The organism is Pseudomonas sp. BNK-44-b, from assembly GCF_047456245.1.
Classification (GTDB): domain Bacteria; phylum Pseudomonadota; class Gammaproteobacteria; order Pseudomonadales; family Pseudomonadaceae; genus Aquipseudomonas; species Aquipseudomonas machongensis.
In genome coordinates this window covers 2,634,582-2,661,367 of sequence record NZ_CP179908.1, presented here as the reverse complement: position 1 = coordinate 2,661,367, position 26,786 = coordinate 2,634,582, and the positions used below count along the sequence as shown (strand labels likewise).

At 64.7% G+C, this 26,786-nt stretch carries 24 protein-coding genes; 12 read left to right on the top strand and 12 right to left on the bottom strand.

The genetic code is table 11. The features are described from left to right. Positions 1–37 precede the first annotated feature (37 nt). Entirely contained in the window at positions 38–688 is a 651-nt protein-coding gene (locus tag ACMGGG_RS11965) for a DUF998 domain-containing protein (protein ID WP_414155546.1), read from the bottom strand. Between the two features lie 92 nt (positions 689–780). Beyond that, positions 781–1,596, bottom strand: coding sequence for a sulfite exporter TauE/SafE family protein (locus ACMGGG_RS11960; protein ID WP_414155545.1), 816 nt, complete (start codon positions 1,594–1,596; stop codon positions 781–783). A gap of 109 nt (positions 1,597–1,705) precedes the next feature. On the opposite strand from ACMGGG_RS11960, the gene ACMGGG_RS11955 reads away from it, so the two are divergent. From ACMGGG_RS11955 to ACMGGG_RS11945, 3 genes are all read left to right on the top strand, one after another. Next, on the top strand, positions 1,706–2,485 hold the full coding sequence (locus ACMGGG_RS11955; RefSeq protein ID WP_125930027.1) for an AraC family transcriptional regulator: 780 nt from the start codon (positions 1,706–1,708) through the stop codon (positions 2,483–2,485). Between the two features lie 80 nt (positions 2,486–2,565). Continuing rightward, positions 2,566–3,315, top strand: a complete 750-nt coding sequence (locus ACMGGG_RS11950) for a FadR/GntR family transcriptional regulator (protein ID WP_054890774.1) — start codon at positions 2,566–2,568, stop codon at positions 3,313–3,315. Positions 3,316–3,480: 165 nt separating this feature from the next. Beyond that, positions 3,481–5,535, top strand: a complete 2,055-nt coding sequence (locus ACMGGG_RS11945) for a pyridoxamine 5'-phosphate oxidase family protein (protein ID WP_414155544.1) — start codon at positions 3,481–3,483, stop codon at positions 5,533–5,535. 205 nt (positions 5,536–5,740) lie between these two features. Here the strand turns inward: ACMGGG_RS11945 and ACMGGG_RS11940 are convergent, their stop codons facing one another. The 5 genes from ACMGGG_RS11940 to ACMGGG_RS11920 form a co-directional block, all read right to left on the bottom strand. Beyond that, the gene (locus tag ACMGGG_RS11940; RefSeq protein WP_112898385.1) at positions 5,741–7,321 is read right to left on the bottom strand and encodes an aldehyde dehydrogenase (NADP(+)); all 1,581 of its coding nucleotides are present in this window, start codon (positions 7,319–7,321) and stop codon (positions 5,741–5,743) included. 156 nt (positions 7,322–7,477) lie between these two features. After that, a complete protein-coding gene (gene garD, locus ACMGGG_RS11935; protein ID WP_151924565.1) occupies positions 7,478–9,031 on the bottom strand; it encodes a galactarate dehydratase in 1,554 nt (517 codons plus the stop codon). Between the two features lie 79 nt (positions 9,032–9,110). Then, the gene (locus ACMGGG_RS11930) at positions 9,111–10,466 is read right to left on the bottom strand and encodes an MFS transporter (RefSeq protein ID WP_054890770.1); all 1,356 of its coding nucleotides are present in this window, start codon (positions 10,464–10,466) and stop codon (positions 9,111–9,113) included. Between the two features lie 103 nt (positions 10,467–10,569). Beyond that, the gene (kdgD, locus tag ACMGGG_RS11925; protein WP_054890769.1) at positions 10,570–11,481 is read right to left on the bottom strand and encodes a 5-dehydro-4-deoxyglucarate dehydratase; all 912 of its coding nucleotides are present in this window, start codon (positions 11,479–11,481) and stop codon (positions 10,570–10,572) included. Positions 11,482–11,885: 404 nt separating this feature from the next. Beyond that, entirely contained in the window at positions 11,886–12,698 is an 813-nt protein-coding gene (locus ACMGGG_RS11920) for a gamma-glutamyl-gamma-aminobutyrate hydrolase family protein (RefSeq protein WP_063545051.1), read from the bottom strand. Between the two features lie 416 nt (positions 12,699–13,114). Between ACMGGG_RS11920 and ACMGGG_RS11915 the strand changes: the two genes are divergently transcribed. Next, the gene (locus ACMGGG_RS11915) at positions 13,115–14,155 is read left to right on the top strand and encodes an Ldh family oxidoreductase (RefSeq protein WP_414155543.1); all 1,041 of its coding nucleotides are present in this window, start codon (positions 13,115–13,117) and stop codon (positions 14,153–14,155) included. A gap of 88 nt (positions 14,156–14,243) precedes the next feature. Here the strand turns inward: ACMGGG_RS11915 and ACMGGG_RS11910 are convergent, their stop codons facing one another. Together ACMGGG_RS11910 and ACMGGG_RS11905 are read right to left on the bottom strand one after the other, a co-directional pair. Further along, positions 14,244–16,403 (bottom strand): TonB-dependent receptor, encoded by a 2,160-nt coding sequence (locus tag ACMGGG_RS11910; protein ID WP_414155542.1) that lies wholly within the window; start codon positions 16,401–16,403, stop codon positions 14,244–14,246. A gap of 62 nt (positions 16,404–16,465) precedes the next feature. Next, positions 16,466–16,876 (bottom strand): DUF2946 domain-containing protein, encoded by a 411-nt coding sequence (locus ACMGGG_RS11905; protein WP_112898382.1) that lies wholly within the window; start codon positions 16,874–16,876, stop codon positions 16,466–16,468. Between the two features lie 369 nt (positions 16,877–17,245). Between ACMGGG_RS11905 and ACMGGG_RS11900 the strand changes: the two genes are divergently transcribed. From ACMGGG_RS11900 to ureG, 8 genes are read left to right on the top strand one after another with little or no spacing between them, the layout of a single operon-like run. Then, a complete protein-coding gene (locus ACMGGG_RS11900) occupies positions 17,246–18,079 on the top strand; it encodes an urease accessory protein UreD (protein WP_197890760.1) in 834 nt (277 codons plus the stop codon). An 11-nt stretch (positions 18,080–18,090) separates the two neighbouring features. Beyond that, the gene (locus ACMGGG_RS11895) at positions 18,091–18,393 is read left to right on the top strand and encodes an urease subunit gamma (RefSeq protein ID WP_054890764.1); all 303 of its coding nucleotides are present in this window, start codon (positions 18,091–18,093) and stop codon (positions 18,391–18,393) included. A gap of 19 nt (positions 18,394–18,412) precedes the next feature. Further along, positions 18,413–18,730, top strand: a complete 318-nt coding sequence (locus ACMGGG_RS11890) for an urease subunit beta (protein ID WP_054890763.1) — start codon at positions 18,413–18,415, stop codon at positions 18,728–18,730. Then, entirely contained in the window at positions 18,727–20,430 is a 1,704-nt protein-coding gene (ureC, locus tag ACMGGG_RS11885; RefSeq protein ID WP_414155541.1) for an urease subunit alpha, read from the top strand. Before ACMGGG_RS11890 ends, ureC begins: the two co-directional genes overlap by 4 nt. Before the next feature lie 10 nt (positions 20,431–20,440). Then, the gene (gene ureE / locus ACMGGG_RS11880) at positions 20,441–20,908 is read left to right on the top strand and encodes an urease accessory protein UreE (RefSeq protein ID WP_112898380.1); all 468 of its coding nucleotides are present in this window, start codon (positions 20,441–20,443) and stop codon (positions 20,906–20,908) included. Between the two features lie 27 nt (positions 20,909–20,935). Then, positions 20,936–21,481 carry a HupE/UreJ family protein gene (locus ACMGGG_RS11875; protein WP_414155540.1) on the top strand — a complete coding sequence of 182 codons (546 nt, stop codon included), beginning with the start codon at positions 20,936–20,938 and terminating at the stop codon, positions 21,479–21,481. Further along, complete coding sequence (locus ACMGGG_RS11870; protein WP_054890759.1) at positions 21,481–22,155, top strand: urease accessory protein UreF; 675 nt, start codon at positions 21,481–21,483, stop codon at positions 22,153–22,155. The genes ACMGGG_RS11875 and ACMGGG_RS11870 overlap by 1 nt, the downstream gene beginning before the upstream one ends. An 11-nt stretch (positions 22,156–22,166) precedes the next feature. Beyond that, a complete protein-coding gene (gene ureG / locus ACMGGG_RS11865; protein ID WP_054890758.1) occupies positions 22,167–22,790 on the top strand; it encodes an urease accessory protein UreG in 624 nt (207 codons plus the stop codon). A 64-nt stretch (positions 22,791–22,854) separates the two neighbouring features. Here the strand turns inward: ureG and ACMGGG_RS11860 are convergent, their stop codons facing one another. The 3 genes from ACMGGG_RS11860 to ACMGGG_RS11850 all read right to left on the bottom strand — a co-directional run bounded on the left by ACMGGG_RS11860 (position 22,855) and on the right by ACMGGG_RS11850 (position 26,689). Next, complete coding sequence (locus tag ACMGGG_RS11860; protein ID WP_414155539.1) at positions 22,855–24,432, bottom strand: hypothetical protein; 1,578 nt, start codon at positions 24,430–24,432, stop codon at positions 22,855–22,857. A 126-nt stretch (positions 24,433–24,558) separates the two neighbouring features. Beyond that, positions 24,559–25,053: a DUF934 domain-containing protein gene (locus ACMGGG_RS11855; RefSeq protein WP_054890756.1), complete on the bottom strand. Its 495-nt coding sequence runs from the start codon at positions 25,051–25,053 to the stop codon at positions 24,559–24,561. Continuing rightward, a complete protein-coding gene (locus ACMGGG_RS11850) occupies positions 25,037–26,689 on the bottom strand; it encodes a nitrite/sulfite reductase (protein WP_063545044.1) in 1,653 nt (550 codons plus the stop codon). The genes ACMGGG_RS11855 and ACMGGG_RS11850 overlap by 17 nt, the downstream gene beginning before the upstream one ends. Positions 26,690–26,786 lie beyond the last annotated feature (97 nt).

Here is a 26,786-nt window from a genome sequence, read left to right as displayed (position 1 = left end):
CCTTCGCTTTCAGCGCCTGGGGGCCAGCAATTTGCCGTCAGGCGACGGGCAGCTTCGCCTGGCCCGAGACAGGCTGACGCAAGGAGTAACACGCCAGCCCGGCTATCCAGAGCACCGCCACGCCGTAGTTGATTCGTTGATAGAGGCCGAAGAGCTGGCCTGTTTCGGCTGCCCTTGCCATCAACGCCACCGTGCCGATGGAGACCACCGCACAGAGCAGGGAGCCGCTGGCCAGCAGCCGTGAATCAGCGATGCGCAATGCCAGCCAGACCCACAGCAGGGCGGCCAGGGTCAGCGACAGAAACATCAGCAGGCCGCTGAGGTTATGCATGTGCTGGGAGAACGACGGCTCGGTGGGGGTGCAACCCGGATCGCAGGCGAATGCACCAGTCCCAAGGCTCGCAACGCCGTGCAACAACACCAGCAGCGCACTCGCCAGGGCGACGTTCGAACGACGCCAACGGCGGGCCAGCCCCCAGGCGAACAAGGCAAACAGCAGTGCCAAAGGGAAGTTGTTGACCCAGGGCGAAAATGCCGCGGTCGGTGCGCCTGTTGCCCCGAGTTGGCTCATGGCCTGCTGCAGGTGCTGGTAACCGGGGTAAGCCTGGGCGGTAAACCAAACCCCCAGTAGCAACCAGGGTGGGATGAACAGGCCGGTGGTGAGCAGGGCTCGGTCGAGTGTCGTCATAGAATGCCTTCCTTGGGCCGTGCCGCGTCATCTGGCGGCACGTAAACCCGCACACTACAGGCCTCGACGGGCGATTCGCCACTCGTTTCGCATCAGAGGCCGGTCACCAGCATCACCACCAGCACGCAGGCCAGCAGTGCCAGGTAGGCCCGCGCATGCAGGGTATCGCTCAGGCGGCCCAGCAGCGGCGCAGCCAGGTGCATGCCGAGCCAGGCGCCTGCAGCCATTGCCAGTGCCGCACGCAGGTCGATATAGCCCAGCAGCCCGGAACCCAGGTTCGCTTCTGGCGCCGGCACCAGGGCATACACCAGGGTGGCGGCCAGCGCCATGGGCAATGACAGCGGGTTGGCCATGGCGGTGGCGGTGCCCATGCTGGCGCCGCGCCTGCGCATCAGCGGCACGGTCATCACGCTGCCGCCGACCCCCAGCAGCGCTGCCAGTGCGCCGATCGGCAGGCCGACCAAGGCAGCCGCAGCCTTGCCCAGCGGCACCGGACCTTGGTTGCCAACGCGCATGAAACCTGGACGCAGCCACGCATCGAGCAGGCTCAGCAGCAAGTAGCCGATAAACAGCCAACGCAGCCAGGTGCTGTCCAGGTACAGGGCGGCCCAGGCGCCAGCCATTGCCCCGAGGGCGATGGCCGGAGCCAGTGGGCGCACCAGGTCCCAGCGCAACGTGCCGGCGCGCTGGTGCCGCCAGGTGGCCAGGGCGCTGCTGAAGATCATCAGCATGGCCGAGGTGGCCACGGCGATCTGCATGGCGTGCAGCGCCACCGGGGAGCCCGCCGCATGGCGGGTGAGCAGCAACGCATAGAGCAAGGGCACGGCGAAGAAACCGCCGCCGAAGCCGAACAGCAGCGTGGTGACGCCAGCACACAGGCCGAAGACACCGAGCAAGGGGTACAGCATGATCGCCAGCCTTTGTCAGGGGAGTGGAGATGCAGGGTAGGGAGGCGAGGGCTGGCCAGCATTCGAGCATTGGCCAATAATCCGTGCGTTTCAGCCACGGGAGATCCCCATGCGCAATGTGCCGCTGTGCCAGGTCGATGCCACGCCACGTCCGGTGCTGGCGATCGCTACCGATTATCCGCCTGGCACGCTATTGCCACGCCACGTGCACCGGCGTGCGCAGTTCCTTTATGGCATGAGCGGTTTGATGGAAGTACTGACTGACGATGGCGCCTGGGTCGTTCCACCCTACAGCGGTGTGTGGATTCCGTCGGGGAAGCCCCATCAGGTGCTGATGCGAGGGGTGAGCACGCGCAGCTTGTACATCGAGGCCGTTGCGGCGCCGAGACTGGGACAGGCCTGCGAGGCGCTGCTGGTCACGCCGCTGCTGCATCAGTTGCTGCTGGCCAGTGCCGAACTGCCCGCGTTGTATGACCCTCAAGGGCGCGACGGCCAACTGGTCGGCCTGATCCTGCATGAGCTGCGCAGCGCCGAGCGCCTGCCGCTGTTCGCGCCGATGCCAGGGGAGCCGCGCCTGGCGCTCTTGTGCCAGGCGTTTCTCGCGGCGCCTTCGATCAGCACGACGGCCGAGGCCTGGGCGATGCACCTGAACTGGAGCCCGCGGACATTCAGCCGGCGCTTTCGCGAACAGACCGGGTTGTCGTTCGGACAATGGCGTCAGCAAGCCTGCCTGATGGCAGCCGTCACGCGATTGGCAGCGGGTGAGGCGGTCACCCGGGTTGCCCTCGACCTTGGGTATGACAGCCCCAGTGCGTTTTCCAGCATGTACCGCAGGGTCATGGGCGAGGCGCCCTCGGCGGTTCGGCACAAGGCTTTGGCGGCGAGATGAAAACCCTGGCGGATGTATGTGATCGTACAACTGCATGAGCTATGATGACGGCTGTCTTTTCACGATGAAACGTACAGGGCATGACAGAGCAGCAGCTACAGGCACGGACCCGACGCAAACCGCGCAGTCTGGCGCAGGAACTGGTCACAGTGCTGACCGAACGTATTCGCAGCGGCCAACTCAAGCGTGGCGACAAACTGCCGACCGAATCGCAGATCATGGTCGAGGAGGGCGTCAGCCGCACGGTGGTGCGCGAGGCGATCTCGCGGCTGCAGGCCGCCGGCCAGGTGGAGACCCGCCACGGCATCGGCACCTTCGTGCTCGACGCGCCGAGCACCGGCGGTTTCCGTATCGACCCGGCGACCATCGTCACCCTGCGCGAGGTGCTGGCGGTGCTGGAGTTGCGCATCGCCCTGGAGATCGAGTCGGCCGGGCTCGCCGCCCAGCGCCGTAGCGACGAACAACTGACCGGCATGCGTGCTGCGCTCGACGAAATCAACGAAGGCGCCGCGCATGCCTCCGATGCGGTCTCGGCGGATTTCCAGTTCCACCTGCGCATCGCCCAGGCCAGCGGCAATCATTATTTCGCTGATATCATCAATCACCTGGGTACCAGCATCATTCCCCGTACCCGGCTCAATTCGGCGCGCCTGGCCCATGATGACCAGGCCCATTACATGAGCCGCCTGAGCCATGAGCACGAGGCCATCTATGAAGCCATTGCCCGACGCGACAGCGAAGGAGCGAAAATGGCCATGCGCCTGCACCTGAGCAACAGCCGCGAGCGGCTGCGCCAGGCGCATGAGGCGGCAGAAGCACAGGGCGTCTGACAGGCTTCAACACGCTAACCCGCTCTCATCGGTGCGTTTGTGGGCGGGGAAAGGCTCACGACTGTTTCTTCGAGAGAAATAATCAATTGCCACCCGCAGTGATTCTAAGTGTCGGGCGAATGAGTAAGGATTGATACACCCTCACTCAACCGTTCAGGTGCCACCATGAACCAGCCTCCGTCGGACCTCAAGCCCTCTCCCTGGCACGACGGCGAGCTTACGCTGCAGCGCAGCGTCGGTGCGGTCGAGCGCATGGTGGGGATTGGCAAGGTGCAGATGTCGCGTGACTTCATGCCCGACCAGCACCGTGAGTTCTATGCCCAACTGCCTTTCGTGGTGCTCGGCAGCGTCGACCCGCACGGCGATCCGTGGGCGACGCTGCGCACCGGCCAGCCCGGTTTCATGCAATCCCCCGATCCGCGCCGGCTGCTCCTGGACCTGCCCCGTGAGCCAGCCGATCCTGCGGATGCCGGGCTGGAGGACGGTGACGGCGTCGGCATGCTCGGCATCGAGTTGCACACCCGCCGACGCAATCGCCTGAACGGCTTCGTGCGCCGGGCAGACGACAGCGGTTTTACCATCGAGCCGACCCAGTCCTATGGCAACTGCCCGCGCTATATCAATCTGCGCCGCTATGTCTTCGATGACAGCGCGCCCGGCGAGCCCAGCGAGTCGAGCGAGCTGAACGCAGCGGACCGCGCGATGGTGGCCGCCGCCGACTCCTTCTACGTTGCCTCGTACGTGGTGCGCGATGGCGTGTGCCAGGTGGACGTCTCGCACCGTGGCGGCAAGCCTGGCTTCGTCCACATCGACGTCGACGGCACGCTGAGCGTGCCTGATTTCAATGGCAACCTGTTCTTCAATACTTTGGGCAACATGCTGCTCAACCCCCGTGCCGGGCTGGTGTTCGTCGACATGCGCAGCGGCGACCTGCTGCAGATGACCGGGCGCACCGAAGTGATCGTCGACGATCCACAGACACTCGCCTTCATCGGCGCCGAGCGCATGTGGCGGTTCTACCCCGAGCGGATCGTCCGCCGACCGGGAGGATTGGCGCTGCGCTGGGTCGACATGGATGACGGCATCTCGCCCAATGTGTTGATGACCGGCAGTTGGGAAGACATGCAGGCGCGCCTGAAGGCCGCGGCATTGCAGCAAAGTTGGCGTCCGTACCGGGTAACGCAGATCGTCGACGAGAGCGAGCACATCCGTTCGTTCCACCTGGCGCCCGACGATGGTCTGGGCTTGCCGGTGCGCCAGGCGGGGCAGCACCTGCCGATCCGGGTACGGTTGCCTGGGGAGGAGGCGCCATTGGTGCGCACCTACACCCTGTCTGGCGCGCCGGCCGATGATGCACTGCGCATCAGCGTCAAGCGCGAAGGTGTGGTCTCTCGGCACCTGCATGAGCAGGTCAGGATCGGCGACCTGATCGAGGCGCGTGCGCCGGCCGGAGCCTTCACCCTCGATGCTACGGTGCGCCGTCCGGTAGTCTTGCTGGCCGCGGGCGTAGGGGTGACCCCCGTCTTGGCCATGGCCAGGCACCTGGTCAATGAGGGGCGGCGTACACGCTACGCCCGACCGGCCTGGGTGTTTCAATCGGCCTCGACCCGGGCACAACTGGCCTTTGCCAGTGAATTTGCAGCGCTGGTGACTGCCTCCGAGGGCAAGCTCAGGCATGTGCGCCTGCTCAGCGACGCCAGCGGTGCGGTAGCAGGCGTGGATTACGAGCGCGAAGGGCGTCTGGGCGTCGACCTGTTGCGCGAGCTGCTGCCGTTCGACGACTACGACTTCTACCTGTGCGGGCCGCAGGGGTTCATGCAGCAGATGTACGACGGCCTGCGCGCACTGGATATCAACGATGCACGGATCCACGCCGAGGCCTTCGGCCCATCGAGCCTGCGCCGCACGCGCAGTGAACAGCAGGCAGCGCCGGCCTTGCCGGCGGTGGCCACTGAGTCGGTTGCGGTGATGTTCATGGACTCGGCGAAAGAGGCGCGCTGGAACCCAGGGGATGGCTCGCTGCTGGAACTGGCCGAGCAGCGTGGCCTCGAGCCGCCTTTTGGCTGCCGTGGCGGGTCATGCGGAAGTTGTCGGACCCGTGTGCTCAAGGGGGCGGTCACCTATGCCGAGGCACCGGAGTTCGCCGTGGCGCAGGACGAGGCGTTGATCTGCTGCGCCATGCCGGCTGACGGATCCGGGCCCTTGCACCTGGCGTTGTGATAGCAAGCTGTCTCTTCGGTTGTAGGAGCAACTGTCTTGTTCAAAATCTAAAGACCAGCCCAATCCCTGTGAGGGCAACTGTCTTGTTCAAAATCTAGAAGCCAGCCCAATCCCTGTGGGAGCGGGCTTGCCCGTGAACACGGGCGTAGCCCGTGCCAGGCAGCGCGCTATCTTTTTCGCGGGCAAGCCCGCTCCTACAAGCGCGTCAGAGCGCGCGGTCGCTCCACTGACCATTGACCAGGCGTCGCAGCCCCAGTGGGTTGCCGTCCTGCAGGGCCTTCGGCAGCAAGGCCTGCGGGTAGTTCTGGTAGCACACCGGACGCAGGAAGCGATCGATGGCCAGGGTGCCGACCGAAGTACCGCGGGCGTCGGAGGTGGCCGGGTAGGGGCCGCCGTGCACCATGGCATCGCTCACTTCCACACCGGTCGGGTAGCCGTTGACCAGAATCCGTCCGACTTTTTCTTCCAGCAGCGGCACCAGCCAGGCATAGGCCTCGAAGTCTTCGGGTTCGCCGATCAGGGTGGCCGTGAGCTGGCCGCGCAGGCCCAGCAGCGCGGCGCGCAATTGAGCATCGTCACTGACTTCGACGGCCACGGTGGTGGGGCCGAACACTTCTTCCTGCAGCAGCGGGTCGGCGTCCACCAGCAGGCGTGCGTCGGCCTTGAACAGCTGGGCACGGGCCTGGCTGCCTGCCTGCGCCTGGCCGGCCAGGTGCTCGATGCCGACGTGCGCTTGCAGGTGTTCCAGCCCGCTCACATAACTGCGCAGGCCCCCGGCATTGAGCAGGGTCTGCCCAGCCTGCTGCGCCAGGTGCTGGCCGAGGTCGGCGAGCAACTGGCTGAACGGCGCCGACTGCAGGCCGATCACCAGCCCTGGGTTGGTACAGAACTGACCGGCGCCCAGGCATACGGAGCCTGCCAATTCACGGGCGATGGTCTCGCCGCGTTTGGCCAATGCGCCAGGCAGCACGATCACCGGGTTGATGCTCGACATCTCGGCGAATACCGGGATCGGCTGTGGACGTTCGGCGGCCATGCGGCACAGGGCGTCGCCGCCCTTGAGCGAGCCGGTGAAACCGACCGCCTGGATGGCCGGATGCTTGACCAGCCACTCGCCCACGCCGCCGCCGAAGACCATGTTGAACACGCCTTTGGGCATGCCGGTGCGTTCGGCCGCACGGACGATGGCGCAACCCACCAGGTCGGCGGTGGCCATGTGGCCGCTGTGCGCCTTGAACACCACCGGGCAGCCGGCGGCCAGCGCAGCTGCGGTGTCGCCGCCTGCGGTGGAAAAGGCCAGCGGGAAGTTGCTGGCACCGAACACCGCCACCGGGCCTACGCCGATGCGCATCTGGCGCAGGTCGACCCGTGGCAGGGGTTGACGGTCCGGCAGCGCCAGGTCGATACGGGCACCGAGGAAATCACCCCGGCGCAGCACTTGGGCGAACAGACGCATTTGCCCGCTGGTACGGCCGCGCTCGCCCTGAATGCGGGCAGCGGGCAGCGCGGTTTCGCGGCAAACGATAGCGACGAAGCTGTCGTCCAGCTCATCCAGTTCGGCGGCAATCGCGTCGAGGAACTCGGCGCGACGGGTGGGTGGCAACTGGCGGAACTCGGCGAAGGCGGCGGCAGCGGCTTTGGCGGCTTGATCGACTTCGTCTTCGGTAGCTTGCATGAAGCTGTAGGGCAGGGCCTCGCCCGTGGTGGCGTCCAGGCTCTGCAGGCGCTGTTGGCCGGCGGCACTGCGCTGGCCGGCGATGAAGTTGTGGCCGAGGATCTCAGGCATGGGGTGCTCCTGTAGTCGCTGAAGGAATAATGTTGTCTGGGCGGGTTCGCTTGCCCCCCAGTGGGAGCGGGTTCACCCGCGAAGCAGACGACTCGGTGTATGGCACCGGCGGCGCCGGTGTTCGCGGGTAAACCCGCTCCCACAGAGAGAACGCTGTCAGGTAATCGGTGCCGGGTTGAACAGGGTGATGTCGTTGTGCAGCTTGTGCCGCTCGGCCCAGGTCTGCTTGCGGCCGCTGGCAACGTCGAGGTAGTAGTGGAACAGCTCCCAGCCCAGCTCCTCGATGCTTGCTCGACCGCTGGCGATGCGCCCGGCATCGATGTCGATCAGGTCGGGCCAGCGCTGGGCCAGTTCGCTGCGGGTGCAGACCTTGACCACGGGGGCCATGGCCAGCCCGTAAGGTGTGCCGCGACCCGTGGTGAACACGTGCAGGTTCATGCCCGCTGCCAGTTGCAGGGTGCCGCAGACGAAGTCGCTGGCCGGCGTCGCGCAGAAGATCAGGCCTTTGCGTGCGACGCGCTCGCCTGGGCCGACCACGCCCTGGATCGCAGCGCTGCCGGACTTGACGATCGAGCCCAGGGACTTTTCGACGATGTTCGAGAGCCCGCCTTTCTTGTTGCCCGGCGTGGTGTTGGCGCTGCGGTCGGCTGCACCCTGTTGCAGGTAGCGGTCGTACCAGTCCATTTCGCGTACCAGCGCGTCGGCCACTTCCGGGGTTTCGGCGCGGGAGGTGAGCATGTAGATGGCGTCGCGGACCTCGGTGACCTCCGAGAACATCACCGTGGCACCGGCGCGCACCAGCAGGTCGGCGGCATAGCCCAGCGCCGGATTGGCGGTGATGCCGGAGAAAGCGTCGCTGCCGCCGCACTGCATGCCCAGGATCAGCTCACTGGCCGGCACCGTTTCGCGACGGCGCTGGTCGAGCTTCTTCAGGCGGGTTTCAGCCAGTTGCATGATCTGTTCGATCATCTCGACGAAACCCAGCGAAGCGTCCTGCAGGCGATACAGCCAGGGCTCGCTGAGGTCCACGGACGGGTCGTCTTCGTGCATCACCTGGCCGGCCTGCAGCTTTTCGCAACCCAGGCTGATGACCAGGGCTTCGCCGCCCAGGTTGGGGTTGCGCGCCAGGTTGCGCACGGTGCGGATGGGGATATAGGCGTCACGCGCGTTGATCGCCACGCCACAGCCGTAGCTGTGGGTGAGGGCGACCACGTCATCGACGTTGGGGTACTTGGGCAGCAGCTCGTCGCGGATGCGTTTGACCGCGTGGTCGAGCACGCCGGTCACGCATTGCACGGTAGTGGTGATGCCGAGGATGTTGCGGGTACCGACGGTGCCGTCGGCGTTGCGATAGCCTTCGAAGGTAAAGCCTTCAAGTGGTGGCAGGGCCGCGGGCACTGCGTCGCAGCGCGGCAGGCTGTCGAGTTCGGGGGCGGCGGGCATCGATAACTGGGTTTCCTGAACCCAACTGCCCTGACGCAGGTCTTGCAGGGCATAACCGATGATCTGTCCATAGCGGCGTACAGGCTCGCCCTGGTGGATATCGACGGTGGCGACCTTGTGGCTTTGCGGCACGCCCTCGACCAGGGTCAGGCCATCGGCGAAGCGCGCACCTTCGCCCAGGCCACCGTCATTGACCACCACCACGACATTGTCGTCATCGTGCAGGCGGACGTAGCGGGGCGACTCGGAATGTTCGATCAACTGCATGGTCAGGCCCTTCTTGTCATTTCTTTCAGGCTTTTATCCGGCTACCGACGCCCGCTGCCGGGCGTCGGCGTGCTTCAGGTTACTGGCGCGAGCCGGCCAGTTCGGCGTTCGGCGCCGCTTGCGGCCCAGCTTCTTCCTTGAGCTCGATGCGCTTGATCGGGCCGACGATCACCAGGTAGCTGAATACCGCTACCAGCGCATTGGCGCCCACGTACACCAGCGCCCATTTGAACGAGCCGGTGGCGCTGATGATGTAGCCGATGACGATCGGCGTGGTGATCGACGCGATGTTGCCGAAGGTGTTGAACAGGCCACCCGAGAGCCCCGCGATCTGTTTGGGCGAGGTGTCGGCGACCACGGCCCAGCCCAGGGCGCCGATGCCTTTGCCGAAGAAGGCCAGGGTCATGAAGCCGACCACCATCCACTCGGCGTCGACGTAGTTGCAGAAGACCATGGTGGTCGACAGCAACAGGCCGCAGACGATTGGCAGCTTGCGCGAGAAGGTCAGCGAGTTGCCGCGGCGCAGCAGCCAGTCCGACAGCACTCCGCCCAGCACCCCACCGATGAAGCCGCAGATGGCCGGCAAGGAGGCGATGAAGCCGGCCTTGAGGATGGTCATGCCGCGCTCCTGCACCAGGTACACCGGGAACCAGGTCAGGAAGAAGTAGGTGATGGCGTTGATGCAGTACTGGCCCAGGTACACGCCCAGCAGCATGCGACTGGTCAGCAGTTGCTTGATGTAGCCCCATTTCGGGCCGTCGTTGCTGCGTTTCTGGTCCATGTCCACCAGGCCGCCGTTCTGCTCGATGTGCTCGAGTTCGGCCTGGCTGATGCGTGGGTGCTGGCGAGGGTTGTAGATGGTCTTCATCCATACCATCGAGAACAGGATGCCAAGGGCGCCCATGACCACGAACACATGCTCCCAGCCGAAGGTGAACACGATCCAGCCCATCAGCGGTGCGAACAGCGCGGTGGCGAAGTACTGCGCCGAGTTGAAGATCGCCGAAGCCGTGCCGCGTTCGGCGGTGGGGAACCAGGCCGCAACGATCCGGGCATTGCCCGGGAACGACGGGGCTTCGGCGAAACCGACCAGAAAGCGCAGGGTGAACAGGGTGACGACCGCCCAGGCCACCGGCAGGCCGCCGACGAAACCTTGCAGCAAGGTGAACAGCGACCAGGTGAAGATGCTGAATGCGTAGACGTTCTTCGAACCGAAGCGGTCGAGCAACCAGCCGCCGGGAATCTGCCCGGCCACGTAGGCCCAGCCGAAGGCGGAGAAGATGTAACCGAGGGTGACCGCGTCGATGCCCAGATCCTTCTGCAGGCTTGAACCGGCGATGGCGATGGTGGCGCGGTCGGCATAGTTGATCGTGGTCACCAGGAACAGCATGAACAGGATCAGGTAGCGTACATGCGTCTTTTTCGTCGCTTGCATGCTGGTGTTCTCCCACTATTTATTGTTGTGCGGGGCATTCGGATTGTGGGCCGGAGCGCGGGTGGCACTCCGGCAGCGGCATTGGCAGGCCGCGGGGCTGCGCTTATTGCGGGCCCATCTTGTCCATCAGGGCGGCGAGCATTTCGTACTCTTCGCCGGTGAGGTCGGTCAGCGGGGTGCGTACCGGGCCTGCATCATAGCCAGCAAGCTTGGCGCCGGCCTTGACGATGCTCACGGCGTAACCGGCCTTGCGGTTGCGGATGTCCAGGTATGGCAGGAAGAAGTCATCGATCAACTTGCCGACCGTGGCGTGGTCGTCGCGGGCGATGGCGTTGTAGAAGTCCATTGCGGTCTTGGGGACGAAGTTGAACACGGCCGAGGAGTAGACCGGCACGCCCAGCGCCTTGTAAGCCGCAGCATACACCTCGGCGGTCGGCAGGCCACCCAGGTAGCTGAAGCGATCGCCCAGGCGGCGACGAATCGACACCATCAGCTCGATATCACCCAGGCCATCCTTGTAGCCGATCAGGTTCGGGCAGCGCTCAGCCAGTTTTTCGAGCTGCGCCGCGTTCAGGCGGCAGACGTTGCGGTTGTAGACCACCACACCGATCTTCACCGAATTGCACACGGCCTCAACGTGGGCGGCTACGCCGTCCTGGCTGGCTTCGGTGAGGTAGTGCGGCAGCAGCAGCAGACCTTTGGCGCCCAGGCGCTCGGCTTCCTGGGCGTACTCGATGGCCTGGCGGGTAGCACCGCCCACGCCAGCCAGGATGGGTACGGAGGTGGCGCAGGTATCGACGGCGGTCTTGATCACCTGGCTGTATTCGCTGGCAGCGAGGGAGAAGAATTCACCGGTGCCACCGGCGGCGAACAGTGCGCTGGCACCATAGGGGGCCAGCCATTCCAGGCGCTTGATGTAGCCGGCGGGGTTGAAGTCGCCCTGGGCGTTGAAGTCGGTGACAGGGAACGACAGCAGGCCGTGGGAGAGGATGGATTTCAGTTCTTGTGGATTCATTGTTGTAGGCATCCTGTGGGCGCTTGGGTAAGAAGGTGTACCAAGGTGAGAGGTAAGTTATCGTACAACTTGTACGATGACTAGCCCTGCCCGAGAAATTTTTGCAGCGATGCCTATCCGCTGGGCCCTGTCGCGGTGAGCGGCAGCTGCTGGCGGATCACCTGGAACTGCGCTTTTGCGGGAGCGGGCTCGTCCCGCGATAGCGCCGCAACAGCCAACCGAAACGGCCGATCGTGCACTGCGGTCGATCAGTCATCGTATGTCTTCAGGAAAAAAAAGATCGCGGAGACAGGCACAAGCCCGCCGCCCGCTTCCACGGGAGGTGTTCTGGGACCAGCAGAGGGTGACCGGGGAAGCGGGGGCGACCTTGCGCCGCCCCGCGATCAAAGCTGACGAAGAGGGGGTCAGGCCGCCTGGTGGCGTTTGCTGGCCTGGGACTTGCGGACCTGGGCGCGGCAGGCGTCGCCGAAGGCTTGGAACATCTTGATCGAATCCGGGTTCTTCGCCGCTTGCCACTCGGGGTGCCACTGCACCGCGAACAGGAAGGGCGAAATGCTCGGTGCATGAATGGCCTCGACCAGGCCATCTTCGGCGTGGGCGATCGGCTCGATGCCTTCGCCGAGGTTGCGCAGACCCTGACCGTGCAGCGAGTTCACGCGGATCTCGTCGGTGCCCAGGGTTTCACGCAACCAACTGCCGGGTTTGATCTTCACCCCGTGGGAGGCGGCGTATTGCACGTCTACCGGGTCTTCAGGGTTTTCGCGATGGTCGTTGAAGCCTGGTTCGGCGTAGACCTTCTGGTAGATGTCACCACCCAGGGCCACGTTGATTTCCTGCATGCCGCGACAAATGCCGAAGATCGGCAGGCCGCGGGCGATGGCCAGTTGCACCAGGGGGATGTCGAACAGGTCGCGGTTCTTGTCCTGGGCCTTGCCGGGGGTTTCGTTCTCCTGGCCATAGAGAGCCGGATCGATATTGCTGCCGGCGCCGGTCAGGTAGATGCCGTCGGCCATGTCCAGGTACGCCTCGAGGGCGTCGGTGCCGCAGCAGGTCGGGACCAGGACCGGGATGCAGTCTGCGAAATCGACCAGGGGAGTGATGTATTTATGGGTCATGACCTGATAGTCGTGACCTTTGCGCTCTTGGCTGCCCATGGTCATCAGGACGACGGGCTTGCGCAGGGAGGGTTGCTTGTTGCCAATGTTGCTGTTGGACATATGTCACCTTGGGACAGGTTTTACCTGTCGTTGTTGTGCAGGTCCGCGGCCTTGGGCCCTTGATGCGTGACCTGTGGTCCCGAGCACTGCCGGCGCGGCTTGAAGGCTGCGGAACCGGTCGGAACATGCTTCATAGCTTGCCAGAGCCGTTTAATATGTCAAACGACTGACGCGTCGGCTTCATCGGGTAATCGGCCTGTTTTCGGGGGCTTTACCTGCTGCAAGCCTGAGCCGACAAGGCTTTGGCAGGGGCGTAGGTCAATAATATTTAACGATGCAGTCGGGTCTTTGCAGCGCTGCAATAAACCTGGCGTTTGCGGCGCTGGCCGGATTTGACAGCACACCCTCGCCGAGGGAAGAGTGGCAGGCAGTGCCCTGGGCCATCGCCATTTCAAATCCAATAAAGGGAGCTTCAGATGTCCGCACCGTCCACAGGTCCTGTCGTACGTGTTCCTCTTGCGCAGTTGCAGGAGCGGTTGCAGCAGATCTTCCAGCGTCATGGATGCAGCGACGCAGTGGCCGCAGTGCTGGCCGCCAACTGCGCCAGCGCCCAGCGCGATGGTGCGCACAGTCATGGTGTGTTCCGCATGCCGGGTTATGTCTCGACCCTGGCCAGCGGCTGGGTCGATGGCGCTGCGGTGCCCGAGGTCACGGATGTCGCTCCAGGCTTCGTGCGGGTCGATGCCAGGGGCGGTTTCGCCCAGCCAGCCCTGGCGGCGGCACGCACGCTGTTGGTGGAGAAGGTGCGGCAGGCGGGTATTGCCGTGCTGGCTATCCATAACTCCCACCATTTCGCGGCGCTCTGGCCAGATGTGGAACCCTTTGCCGAAGAGGGCCTGGTTGCATTGAGTGTGGTCAACAGCATGACCTGCGTGGTGCCCCATGGCGCACGCAAACCGTTGTTCGGCACCAATCCCATCGCCTTCGCGGCGCCGTGCCAGGGGCTCGCCCCGATCGTCTTCGACATGGCCACCAGTGCCATGGCCCATGGCGATTTACAGATCGCTGCGCGCCAGGGTGAGCAATTGCCGCCAGGTGTCGGCGTCGATGCCGAAGGTGAGCCGACCACCGATCCCAAGGCGATTCTCGAAGGCGGCGCCTTGCTGCCGTTCGGTGGGCACAAGGGCTCGGCGCTGTCGATGATGGTCGAACTACTCGCGGCGGCGCTGACGGGCGGGCATTTTTCCTGGGAGTTCGACTGGTCGCAACATCCAGGCGCCAAGACCCCCTGGACCGGGCAGTTGATCATTGTCATCGACCCGAGCAAGGCCGAAGGCGGGCGTTTTGCCGAGCGCAGTCGTGCATTGGTAGAGCAGATGCACACGGCGGGGTTGTCGCGTTTGCCGGGGGAGCGGCGGTTCAGGGAGCGGGCGGTTTCGCAGCGCGAAGGCGTGGCGGTCAGCGAGCAGGAGTGGCAGGGGCTAGAACGTTTGCTGGCGTCGGATCGACCGATGTAGCGTACCCATCCTTGCGAGCATCAAGCTGGCGCGCTCCCATAGGTGGCACGCCAGCATTCAGATGCTTTGCTCTGCGCGTAGTGCCGCGCTAGAACTTCACATCCATCGCCACCTCGAAGGTGCGCGGCGCGCCCATGTAGTACTGCTGCCCATAAGCCTGCTTGGCATACACCTCATCGGTGAGGTTGCGTACGCGACCGGTGAGGGTGGTGTGTTGGTCCAGGCGATAGCGGGCGAAGGCGCCGAACAGGGTGTAGGCGGGGGCCTTCAGGCTGTTGGCGTTGTCGGCGTAGACCGAGTCTACGTAGCGAGCATCCACGCCGGCCGACCAGTCTTGAGTGAAGGCATAGCTCAACCACAGGTTGGCGACGTTGGCCGGCACGTTGACCGGCGCATTGCCTTTGCGAGATACCGACACGCCGCCCACCGCTTCGTTGAATTCATCGTATCGGGCATCGACATAGGCGTAGTTGGCCTCGGCCAACAGCTTGGGCGTGACCTGCAGGCGCCCGGACAGCTCGATACCGCGCGAGGTCTGCTGGCCCGCCTGCACCGTCAGGTTGGGGTCGTTGGCGTCACGCACCGCGAAATCCTTGCGCACGATCTGGTAGACCGCCACGGTGGCGGCGCCGCGTCCGTCAAGGAAGTCGAACTTGCTGCCGGCCTCCCACTGCTCGCCCTTGGACAGATCGAACAAGCCGACGTTGGAATAGGTCGCCGATGCCAGCGAACCGGCTGGCAGGTCGGCGGAGTTGCTGTACTGCAGATAGATACTGGCTGTCGGCGTCAGCTCGTAGGTCAGGCCGATGCGTCCGGACAGCGGCTCCCAGCGGCGCTCGAAGTAGGCCGGCGAGCTGGGGCTGACCGGGCCATAGTTGGTGACCTGCATGTCCAGGTAGTCGTAGCGCAGGGCCGTCAGCAGGGCCAGGCGGTCGGTCAGTTGCAGGCGGTTCTCGGCGAACAGTGCGCGATTGAGCACCTCGTTGCGTCGTTGTTTGGTCAGGCCGCGATTGACGCCTGGAATGTCGTAGAAGCTGCCGGGGTCGAAGTGATCCGGATCGACCACGTCGCTGTAGCTGCCCGAGGTCGGGTACAGGGTCTGGTGCATGCTCGACCAGTCCAGCCCCAGCGACCACTGGCTGCTCAGCCCGAACAGGCTGTTGTCGTGGCGCAGCTCGACGCGATCGCCGATCACGCTCTGCTGGTGGCGCTGCAGGTAGGGGCTGGAGCGCACCACGTTGCCGGCGCTGTTGTAACGGTAGCTTTCAAGATTGCGGTAATCACGCTGGGCATTGTAGTGGTAGAGGGTGTTCTGCACGCTGGTGCTGTCGCTCACCTGGTAATCGAGGATCGAGCGCAGCCAGCGCACTCGCTGCTCGTAGCGTCCGTCGGCGACATTGTAGTTCTCGAAGCGGCGGCTCTTGTCGATCTTCATGGTGCTGCGCCCCGGCAGGATGGGCGACCCCCAGTAGGGGCTGTCCTCTTTGTCTTCCTGGTACTCCAAGGCCAGGGTGTGGGTGAGGTTGGGCGTGAGGTCGCTGAGCAACGAGAAGGCCAGGCTGTCGGTGTTGCGCTGGTTGCGGTCAATGTAGCCATTACCCTGGCTGTGGCTGAAGTCCAGGCGCGCGAAGTGACGGGCATCGGCGGGGTTCTCGGCCAGGGCCTGGTTGATGCCGAAGGCGACTTCCGAGTCGTCGTAGCTGCCGTAGCGGATGCGCCCATCAAGGGTTTGCGCTTCGCGGCTGGCGAGCTTGGTGATGTAGTTGATCGAGCCACCCACGGCACCGGCGCCATGCAGGAACGACGACGGTCCGCCGATCAGCTCGACCCTATCCAGCACCCAGGCATCCACCGGACGGGTGGCGCTGCTGTAGCCCAGGTTGATGCCGTTGTAGAGCTGGGTCACCTGGTTCTGGGTGAAGCCACGGTAGGCGACGAAACCACCGTAGCCGGGGTTGGCCGAGGCGTTGACGCCGGTCATGGCGTTGATCACGTCTTGGCTGTCCTTGGCGTCACGCTGCTCGATCACCCGGCGGTCCGAGACGCTGACCGAAGCGGGTGTCTGCCGTGCGGTGAGGCCCAGGCGCGAGCCGGTACGGATCGGTTCGTCCAGTTGCACGCCGGAGGGCGCCTGCTGTTCGGCGTCGATGGTGGTGGCGTCGAGTTGCACGGGGGCGACGTCGGCCCAGGCACAGGTGCAGGTGCAGGTGGTGCCCATCAGGAGCATCAGAGAAGTGTTGCGGATCATGTTGTAGTGATTCCACGCAAAGGTCATGGCTGACCCGCGGGCACGGGCGTGCCCGCCTGGGGTCAGGCGAGGGGAGCTGCTGCGGGGAAATCGGAAGGGGATGCGCGGGGCGGGATGGCGGGGCGCAGGTAGCGCGGCGGCGGCTGCGCCCAACTGCGCACGATGATCGGCGAGGGGGCCCCGCTGTGTGCTGCAGGGAATGACCACAGGCTACCGGTCAGCGGCACGGCCAGTGCAAAGGAGGAGCATACCGGGCAATCGAGCTGGGCCATGTGCTGGTCGCTGCTGCTGTCGCCCAGGTCGATGGCCGGGCCTTTGCCGGTGCTGTCGAGGGCGCAGAAACCACCGTCCAGGCCCGACAGACGCAGGCCACTCATCTGGCCGTGGTGCAGGCCACAGAGCAACAGGCTGAACAGAACGCTGGCATAGAGCGTCCAGGCGGTCAGCGAACGTGTCCGACGGGTGGTTTTCATGGCCGCGAATCTACCATTCGGATGGCGGGGAGGGTGGCGGTGTTGGTGTGGTGGATTGTCGCAGCGCCGTGGCGAATATCGCGGTGCCGTTTTCGCGGGTAAGCCTGCTTGAAGCACTCTGCAGCCACTGACGCAGCCCCTGGGCCCATAAGCACCGAAACCGGGCTCAAGGCCGCTCCGCGGTTGTGCGCGGCGCCCTATCCCGGAGCGGCGACCGAAAAATTTCATCTTCGTTCATCTGCGGAGTTGGCCCGCAACCTGCTATATCAGTTCAGCAATTCAGACAAGCGGTCATTGCGTACCCCATCGTAGGTAAACGCGACAGATCAGCCAATATTTAGCCACACCACGGATTTCAGGGGCTGCAGGATGTCGTCCGCGCAACAATTCGAACAATCTGAAGGCGATAGCGGCTGGAGTGCTCACCTGCAATTGCGCTTCGTCAAGCGCGGGGACGTGACTCGCCTTGGTGCGCGCAAACATTACGGCCCTCTTTTGGTGCAGCGCCCGTTCTATCCTGAAGGCGCGCCGTGTCATGTCTACATCCTTCACCCGCCCGGCGGCATCGTCGCAGGTGACCGGCTCGAACTCGATATCCATCTGGAGCCTGGCAGCCACGCGCTGCTGACCATGCCGGGCGCGAGCAAGTTCTACCGCAGCATCGGTCCGACCGCGCAGCTGGCGCAACGCTTCCACCTGGCGGCTGACAGCACGCTGGAATGGCTGCCTCACGACAGCATCTTCTTCGACGGCGCCCGCGCCCGGCTCGACAGCCGTTTCACCCTTGAACCCGGCGCTCGCCTGCTGGCCTGGGAAACCTTGTGCCTGGGCCGTCCGGTGATGAACGAGCACTTCGATCATGGCGCCCTCGACAGCCGGCTGCAGGTCGAGCTGCCCCACGAGCCGGGGCTCCACGAGCGCCTGCGCATAGAGGGCGGGCATCTGGAAAAACTCGGCGGTTATCCGCTGGTCGCGACCTTCTGCGCCGCACCTGCCGATACGCACCTGCTTGAGCAGGTACGCCAGGTGCTCGACGACGTGGACACTCCGGCTGGCGCGACCCTGCTCGGGCCGTTGCTGGTGATTCGCCTGCTCGATAACGACAACCAACATGTGCAACGCACCCTGCAGCGCCTCTGGCATCTGTTGCGCCCGGCCGTCCTGGGCCTGGCGCCGAGCCCGCCGCGCATCTGGGCCACCTGAGAGAGCCTCCCATGGAGCTGACCCCGAGAGAGAAAGACAAACTGCTGCTGTTCACGGCCGCGCTGGTCGCCGAGCGCCGCCTGGCCCGTGGATTGAAGCTCAACTACCCGGAAGCTGTGGCACTGATCAGCGCCGCAGTGATGGAGGGCGCGCGTGACGGTCGCACGGTTGCCGAGCTGATGAGCCTGGGCCGCGAGGTGCTCAGCCGTGACCAGGTCATGGAGGGCGTGCCGGAGCTGATCCCCGACGTCCAGGTGGAAGCGACCTTCCCCGATGGCACCAAGCTTGTGACGGTCCACGAGCCTATCGTCTGACGCTGCCCAGGAGGCATTCATGATTCCCGGAGAAATCCAGGTCGCCGCAGGCGACATCGAGCTCAATGTCGGCCGTGAAACGGTCAGCGTCAGCGTTGCCAATCATGGCGACCGCCCGGTGCAGGTCGGCTCGCACTACCACTTCTACGAAGTCAACGATGCGCTGGTGTTCGAGCGCGAACCAGCCCGGGGTTTTCGCCTGGACATCCCCGCCGGCACCGCCGTGCGTTTCGAGCCTGGCCAGTCACGTACCGTGCAGTTGGTGGCCTACGCTGGCAAGCGTGAGGTGTATGGCTTCCAGGGCAAGGTGATGGGCGCGCTGGAGGGCAAGGCATGAGCCGTATTTCCCGTCGGGCCTACGCCGACATGTTCGGGCCCACCGTCGGCGACCGCGTGCGCCTGGCCGATACGGCGCTGTGGGTCGAAGTCGAGAAGGACTTCACGATCTATGGCGAGGAGGTCAAGTTCGGTGGTGGCAAGGTCATTCGCGATGGCATGGGGCAGGGCCAGATGCTGGCTGCCGAAGCTGTGGACCTGGTGCTGACCAATGCGCTGATCATCGATCACTGGGGGATCGTCAAGGCCGACATCGGCGTGCGCGGAGGGCGTATCGTCGCCATCGGCAAGGCGGGCAACCCGGACATTCAACCCGACGTCACCATCCCGGTTGGCGCAGCGACGGAAGTGATCGCCGCCGAGGGCAAGATCGTCACCGCAGGCGGCATCGACACACACATCCACTTCATCTCCCCGCAGCAGGTGGATGAAGCCCTGACCAGCGGCGTCACTACCTTCATCGGCGGCGGCACCGGTCCGGCGACCGGTACCAACGCCACCACCTGTACGCCGGGGCCCTGGTACCTGGCGCGCATGCTCCAGGCTGCCGACAGCTTGCCGATCAACATCGGTTTTCTCGGCAAGGGCAACGTCTCCAAGCCCGAACCGCTGCGCGAGCAGATCGCGGCCGGTGCCATGGGCATGAAATTGCACGAAGACTGGGGTTCGACGCCGGCGGCCATCGATTGCTGCATGAGCGTGGCCGAAGAGATGGACATCCAGGTCGCGATCCACAGCGATACGCTCAACGAATCCGGCTGCATCGAGGACACCCTGGCAGCGATTGGCGATCGCACCATCCACACCTTCCACACCGAAGGGGCGGGCGGTGGTCATGCGCCGGACATCATTCGCGCGGCGGGGCAGGCCAACGTGCTGCCGTCCTCGACCAACCCGACCTTGCCCTACACCATCAACACCGTGGATGAGCACCTGGACATGCTCATGGTCTGCCACCACCTGGACCCGAGCATTGCCGAAGACGTGGCCTTCGCCGAGTCGCGTATCCGCCGCGAGACCATCGCCGCCGAGGACATCCTCCACGACATGGGCGCGTTCTCCATGACGTCGTCCGACTCCCAGGCCATGGGCCGGGTCGGCGAAGTGGTGCTGCGGACCTGGCAGGTGGCCCACCAGATGAAGGTGCGTCGTGGGCCCCTGGCGCCGGACAGCAGCTACAGCGACAACTTCCGGGTCAAGCGCTACATCGCCAAGTACACCATCAATCCGGCGCTGAGCCATGGGATCGCGCACGAGGTCGGTTCGGTGGAGGTGGGCAAGCTGGCCGACCTGGTGGTCTGGTCGCCAGCGTTCTTCGGTGTCAAGCCGTCGGCGGTGATCAAGGCCGGCCTGATCGTCACGGCGCCCATGGGCGACATCAACGGCTCGATCCCGACCCCGCAGCCGGTGCACTACCGTCCGATGTACGCAAGCTTCGGTGCAGCTCGCCACGCCACGCGCATGACTTTCCTGCCCCAGGCCGCCATGGACCGTGGGCTGGCCGAGGAGCTCGGGCTGCGCAGCCTGATCGGGGTCACCCGCGGCTGTCGCCGGGTGCGCAAGGCCGACATGGTGCATAACGGCCTGCAACCGTTGATCGAGGTCGATGCCCAGACTTACCAGGTGCGCGCCGATGGCGAGTTGCTGGTGTGCGAACCGGCCAGCGAACTGCCGCTGGCCCAGCGTTATTTCCTGTTCTGAAGGAGCAAGCATGATTGTCCTGACCCGCCGTGTCGCCGAGGCTGCCTCGGTCACCGGTACTGTCACCCTGGATGTGGACAGCCGAATCAAGAGCCGCCTGCGCGTGACCCTCGACGATGGCCGCGATGCCGGCCTGATGCTTGAGCGCGGCCATCTGCTGCGCGGTGGCGAACTGCTGGCCGATGCCGATGGCCAGCACCTGGTGCAGGTGCTGGCGGCACCGGAGCGTGTGTCCACGGTGCGCTGCGCCGATCCGTTGTTGCTGGCGCGTGCGGCCTATCACCTGGGCAATCGCCATGTGCCGTTGCAGATCGAGGCCGGCCTTTTGCGCTACCAGCATGATCATGTGCTGGACGAAATGGTGCGCGGCCTGGGCCTTGAGGTGCTGATCGAGCAGGCGCCGTTCGAGCCGGAGGCTGGCGCCTACCAGAGCGCCCCTCACGGCCACGCCCACGATCATCCCTTCGTTCGCCTGTAATCCTTCCGAATTGCTTTGGAGCACATAATGAAAAAAGCCCTTGCCCTGGCGTTACTGATGATTGCCTTGCCAGCCTTCGCCCACCCCGGCCACGACAACAACCCGCTGCAGGATGGCCTGCTGCACCCGCTGACAGGCCTGGACCACTTGCTCATGCTGCTGGGTACCGGCGTATTGGCCGCGCTGACCCGACGCAACCTGAGCTTGCCCCTGGCCACCCTCTCGGCGATGTTCGGCGGCGCGGTGCTGGGGCATCTGTTCGGTGACCTGGTGGGTGTCGAAACCATGATCTCCATCTCGCTGGTGGTGGCCGCCTGCGCCATGCTGCAGCCTAATCGCCAGGTGCTGCTGGCCCTCGCCATGCCGGTGTTCGCCCTGTTCCATGGCTGGGCCCACGGCGTGGAAGCGACGCCCAGCGCGTTCTGGATGTTCAGTGCAGGCTTCGTCACCGTCAGTGCGCTGCTGCTGGTGGTCGGGTTCGGCGTAGGCTGTCTGCTGCGCCGCCACAGCAAGCTGCAGAAGCTGTTCGGTGGTGGCTTGCTGGCCGGCGCCGCGTTCGTGCTGGCCGGCTGATGAGCAGCGACCTGGCGCTGTTGCGTCTGCTGCAACTGGCGAGCCCGGGCCTGCCGGTGGGTGGTTTCACCTACTCGCAAGGTCTGGAGTGGGCCGTCGAGGCCGGTTGGGTGCGTGACACGGCCGGCTTTTGTGCCTGGCAGCGTGAGCAGTTGCACGACACCCTGGGCTGTCTCGACTGGCCGTTGCTGGCGCGCCTCTACCGCGCATGCCAGGACGATGATGCCGAGGCCTTCGCACGCTGGACCCAGTTTCTGCTGGCCAACCGGGAGACGGCCGAGCTGCGGCTTGAAGAGCGCCAGCGGGGCAGCGCCCTGGCGCGGCTGCTCGATGGCTGGCAACTGGCCCAGGCGCCGGCCTGGCGTGAGAGCATCGAGCTATCCCAGCTCGGTGGCATGGCCTGGCTGGGCGCGCACTGGTCGATCCCGCTGCGCGACTTGGCCCTCGGCCATGGCTTCGCCTGGCTGGAAGGCGCGGTCATGGCCGGGGTCAAGCTGGTGCCTTTCGGCCAGCAGGCGGCCCAGACCTTGCTGCGCGACTTGGGCGCCGAGTTGCCCGCCGTGCTCGACCAGGCCCTGACCCTTGGCGATGACGAACTGGGCGGCGGCCTGCCGCTGCTGGCCATCGCCTCGTCACGACACGAAACCCAATACACCCGTTTGTTCCGTTCCTGAGGACTGCCAACATGCAAAGCTATCAGCAACCCCTGCGCGTCGGTGTCGGCGGCCCGGTCGGCTCCGGCAAGACCGCGCTGCTCGAGGCCCTGTGCAAGGCCATGCGTGACCATTACCACATCGCCGTGGTGACCAACGATATCTACACCAAGGAGGACCAGCGCATCCTCACCGAGGCTGGGGCCCTGGAGCCTGAGCGTATCGTCGGTGTCGAGACCGGCGGCTGCCCGCACACCGCGATTCGCGAGGACGCCTCGATGAACCTGGCGGCGGTCGAGGCGCTGGCGCGCAAGTTCGGCAACCTGGAGGTGATCTTCGTGGAGAGTGGTGGCGATAACCTGAGCGCCACTTTCAGCCCGGAACTGGCCGACCTGACCATCTACGTGATCGACGTTGCCGAAGGCGAGAAGATCCCGCGCAAGGGCGGGCCGGGCATCACCAAGTCGGACTTCCTGGTGATCAACAAGACCGACCTTGCACCTTATGTCGGGGCTTCGCTGGAAGTAATGGAGCGCGACACCAACCGCATGCGCCCCGAGCGACCCTGGACGTTCAGCAACCTGAAGAAGGGTGACGGGTTGCAGGCGGTGATCGATTTCATCGTCGATCGCGGGATGCTGGGGGTGCGGGGGTAAGCCTTCTCTGAGCTTGACTGAGTCCCTGTGGCGGCGGCGGTTCGCCGCTCCCACAGGTCCTTTGTCAGGCCGCGATCTTCGACGGATCGGTCTGCAGCAACCAGCGACTGCGCTGCGATTGCAGCAGCCCTTCGAGCAGCGACACACCGCGGTCGCGCTGGGCGATGCGGTCCTGCTCGAATGCATCCCTGAGCAGGTTCAGCACGTTGCGCGACTGGGTCACTGCCTTGGGCGTGGTCACGTCGCTTTTCAGGTCGCCATCGACATAGGTGAGGATCCGCTCTTTCTGGCTCGCCTGCTGGGTCGCGCTGGCTTCCACCAGTTGGCCTTTGTCATAGGCCAGGCGGGTGGTGCTGCTGGCCTGGTCGTCGATCAGGTGGTAGCTGTAGTTCTGCGACTCGCGGTCGCTGCCCAGCACCAGGTTGGTCAGCGGATTGAGGCCGCGGTGGAACGAGGCGGTGAGTTTGCTCTGCTGGTTCTGCTCCACCGACCGGTCCTGCAGGCCGCGGCTCTTGACCGTGGTGCTCTGCGAGGTGCTGAAGGTGAAACTGTCGGTTTCGTCCAGGCGCATCGGGTTGCTTCTGCGTGTGGTTTCGCTGATCGAGGCGCTGAAGTCGGCCAGGCCGCTGAGCAGGGCACGGTCCTTGTCGTTCAGGGCCGTCGGGCTTTGCACCGCAGGTTGGCGATTGTCGTCGATGCTGTTGAGCTGGGTGAACGCGTTCTTGAACAGGTTCATCAGGTTCTCGTCGCCACGGCCACGGCGCTGGGCGGCGTCGAACTGGGTCAGGTAGTTGTCGATCGCCGCCTTGCGCTGCGCCGACTTGCCCAGCAGCTCGGCGTCCTGGGTGTCCAGGCTCAGTTGCACCTGGCCGGTCGGGCCCTGCAGGCTGAGGCTGCGCGCCTTGTCATCGAGGCTCAGGGAGAACGTCTGCTCGCCGCTCAGGGATTCGAACTTGCTGCTCATCTGCAATGCGCTGAACAGCTTCGGATCGAGCTTGACCAGTGCGCCGAGCTTGAGCTGGGGTGGCACCTCGTTGAGGCCATCGATGGTGGACTGGAAGGCGTCGGCGAGGTTGCCCAGGCCCTTGAGTTCTTCGCTGCTGAGCGAGCCGCCTTCGACTTCCGCGCTCACCGCCAGGCCCTTTTCGCTGCTGGCCAGCGACAAGCGAATGGTCGCGCCGGACGCGGTGGTCAGGCTGAAGGTGACGCCGCTGTCAGGATTCTCGCGCAGGCGCTGCTGCTGCAGCTTGAGCACGCCAGGGTCGATTGGAGAGTCGTCGCTGAAGGCGAACACCGACTGCGAGATGTTCTTTCCGCCGTTCTGTGCGAGCTGTTCGATCAAGGCCGCACCAATGCCTTTGAAGCGGCCCGCGCTGCTGGATGACTGGAAGGCGGTCTGCAGCGTGGTGGCGAGCTTGTCCTGGCTGTCCTTTTCCCAGACATAGCGGACCTGGCCTGGCAGCAGACCCTGGCGCGAGTAGGTCTCGGAATCGCTGATGGTGTTGCTCTGGCCGAGAATCACGCTGGTGCTCGGGACTGCCGAGACACTGGCGATGCCGGTCGGGTTGCTGGCGCTGGCCGGGGCCGGTTGCGGGGCAGTCAGGACCGGGGCCAGGCGCTGTGCAGCTGCTATCGGATTCATTAGCGTCCTGCCGAATAGAGATACGGGTACACCCGTGATATCGGCAGGCCAGCACTCAACATTAGAAAAAACGCGCAAACGAAACGGCCCGCGAGAAGGCGGGCCGTTCGTTACAGCAGGCGGCGATCAGCGGCGGCGGAACAGCGGCAGCGGCTCGTCGGTGGCACCCTGGTAGGTGACCGAGAAGTCCTTCAGGCTCTGCAACGCGTCTTCCGGGTCCTTGTCGGCACGGATGGCGAAGGCATCGAAGCCGCAGCGGGCCATGTAGAACAGTTGGTCGCGCAGTACGTCGCCAATGGCACGCAGCTCGCCCTTGTACTGGTAGCGATCACGCAGCAGGCGCGCATTGGAGTAGTTGCGCCCGTCGGTGAAGGCCGGGAAGTTCAGGGCGATGACCTGGAAGTGCTGGACGTCCTCGCCGATTTCCTCGGCTTCTTCGTCGCTGTCCAGCCACACGCCCAGGCCGCCGTCGCGGGCCTTGAGGGCATGGGCATGGTCGCGCCACAGCTGCAGTGGAACGATGTAGTCGTCGCAGTTGGTCAGCTCGTCGAACGAGGTTTCCTTGGGCAGCAGGTGCCAGGTTTCGTCGATGAGCTGGTTGTTCTTAATGATTCGCTGCATAGACGCGTTCCTTGAATGGGTCGATGCCGATACGCTGGTAGGTGTCGATGAAGCGCTCGTCTTCGTTGCGCTGCTCGACGTACACGTTGATCAGCTTCTCGATCACGTCAGCCATGTCGTCCTGGGCGAAGGAGGGGCCGAGAATCTTGCCCAGGCTCGCATCGCGCGCGGCGTTGCCGCCCAGCGACACCTGGTAGAACTCCTCGCCTTTCTTGTCCACGCCGAGGATGCCGATGTGGCCCACGTGGTGGTGGCCGCAGGCGTTCATGCAGCCGGAGATGTTGAGGTCGAGCTCGCCGATGTCGAACAGGTAGTCCAGGTCGTCGAAGCGGCGCTGGATGGATTCGGCGATCGGGATCGACTTGGCATTGGCCAGCGAGCAGAAGTCGCCGCCTGGGCAGCAGATGATGTCGGTCAGCAGGCCGATGTTGGGCGTGGCGAAACCGCCTTCACGCAGTTCCAGCCACAGTGCGTGCAGCTGGCGCTGCTCGACGTCGGCGAGGATGATGTTCTGCTCGTGCGAGGTGCGCAGGAAGCCGAAGCTGTAGCGCTCGGCGAGGTCCGCCACGGCATCGAGCTGCTTGTCGGTCAGGTCGCCAGGAGCGACGCCGGTAGGTTTGAGCGACAGGGTCACGGCCACATAGCCAGGCTTTTTGTGCGCACGGGTGTTGCGCGAACGCCAGCGGGCGAACCCTGGGTGCTCCTGGTCCAGGGCGCTGTAGTCGACATTGTCGAGGGCCTGGTACTCGGGGTCGATGAAGTGACGCGAGACGCGCTGGACTTCTGCTTCGGTCAGGGTGCTGTTGCCGCCACGCAGGTGGGCCATTTCGGCCTCGACCTTCTCGGCGAACACTTCTGGCGTCAGGGCCTTGACCAGGATCTTGATCCGCGCCTTGTACTTGTTGTCACGACGGCCGTAACGGTTGTACACGCGCAGGATGGCGTCGAGGTAGCTGATCAGGTCCTGCCAGGGCAGGAACTCATTGATGAACGAACCGACCACCGGCGTGCGGCCCAGGCCGCCACCGACCAGCACGCGGAAGCCCAGCTCGCCAGCTGCGTTGCGCACAGGCTCAAGGCCGATGTCGTGCACTTCGATGGCCGCGCGGTCTTCCTTCGAACCGTTGATCGCAATCTTGAACTTGCGCGGCAGGTAGGCAAATTCCGGGTGGAAGGTGGTCCACTGGCGGACGATCTCACACCAGGGGCGTGGATCGATCAGCTCGTCTGCGGCAACGCCGGCAAACTGGTCGGTGGTGGTGTTGCGCAGGCAGTTGCCGCTGGTCTGGATCGCGTGCATCTGCACGGTGGCCAGTTCAGCCAGGATGTCCGGGATGTCTTCCAGCGCAGGCCAGTTGAACTGCACGTTCTGGCGGGTGGAGATGTGCGCGTAGCCCTTGTCGTAGTCGCGGGCAATCTTGGCCAGCATGCGGACCTGGCGCGCGTTCAACTGGCCGTAGGGCACGGCGACGCGCAGCATCGGGGCGAAACGTTGGATGTAGAGGCCGTTCTGCAGGCGCAGAGGGCGGAATTCTTCTTCGCTCAGCTCACCGGCCAGGTAGCGGCGGGTCTGATCACGGAACTGCTTGACGCGGTCCTCGATGATCCGCTGATCGTACTCGTCGTATACGTACATAAAAGTCCTGTCTCAGGCTGCATGCAGCTAATCGCGCGCACGGCCGCGCACTCCGGGTCGGAGCGGGGGAACGATAACAGGTTGTATTTATGCGCTA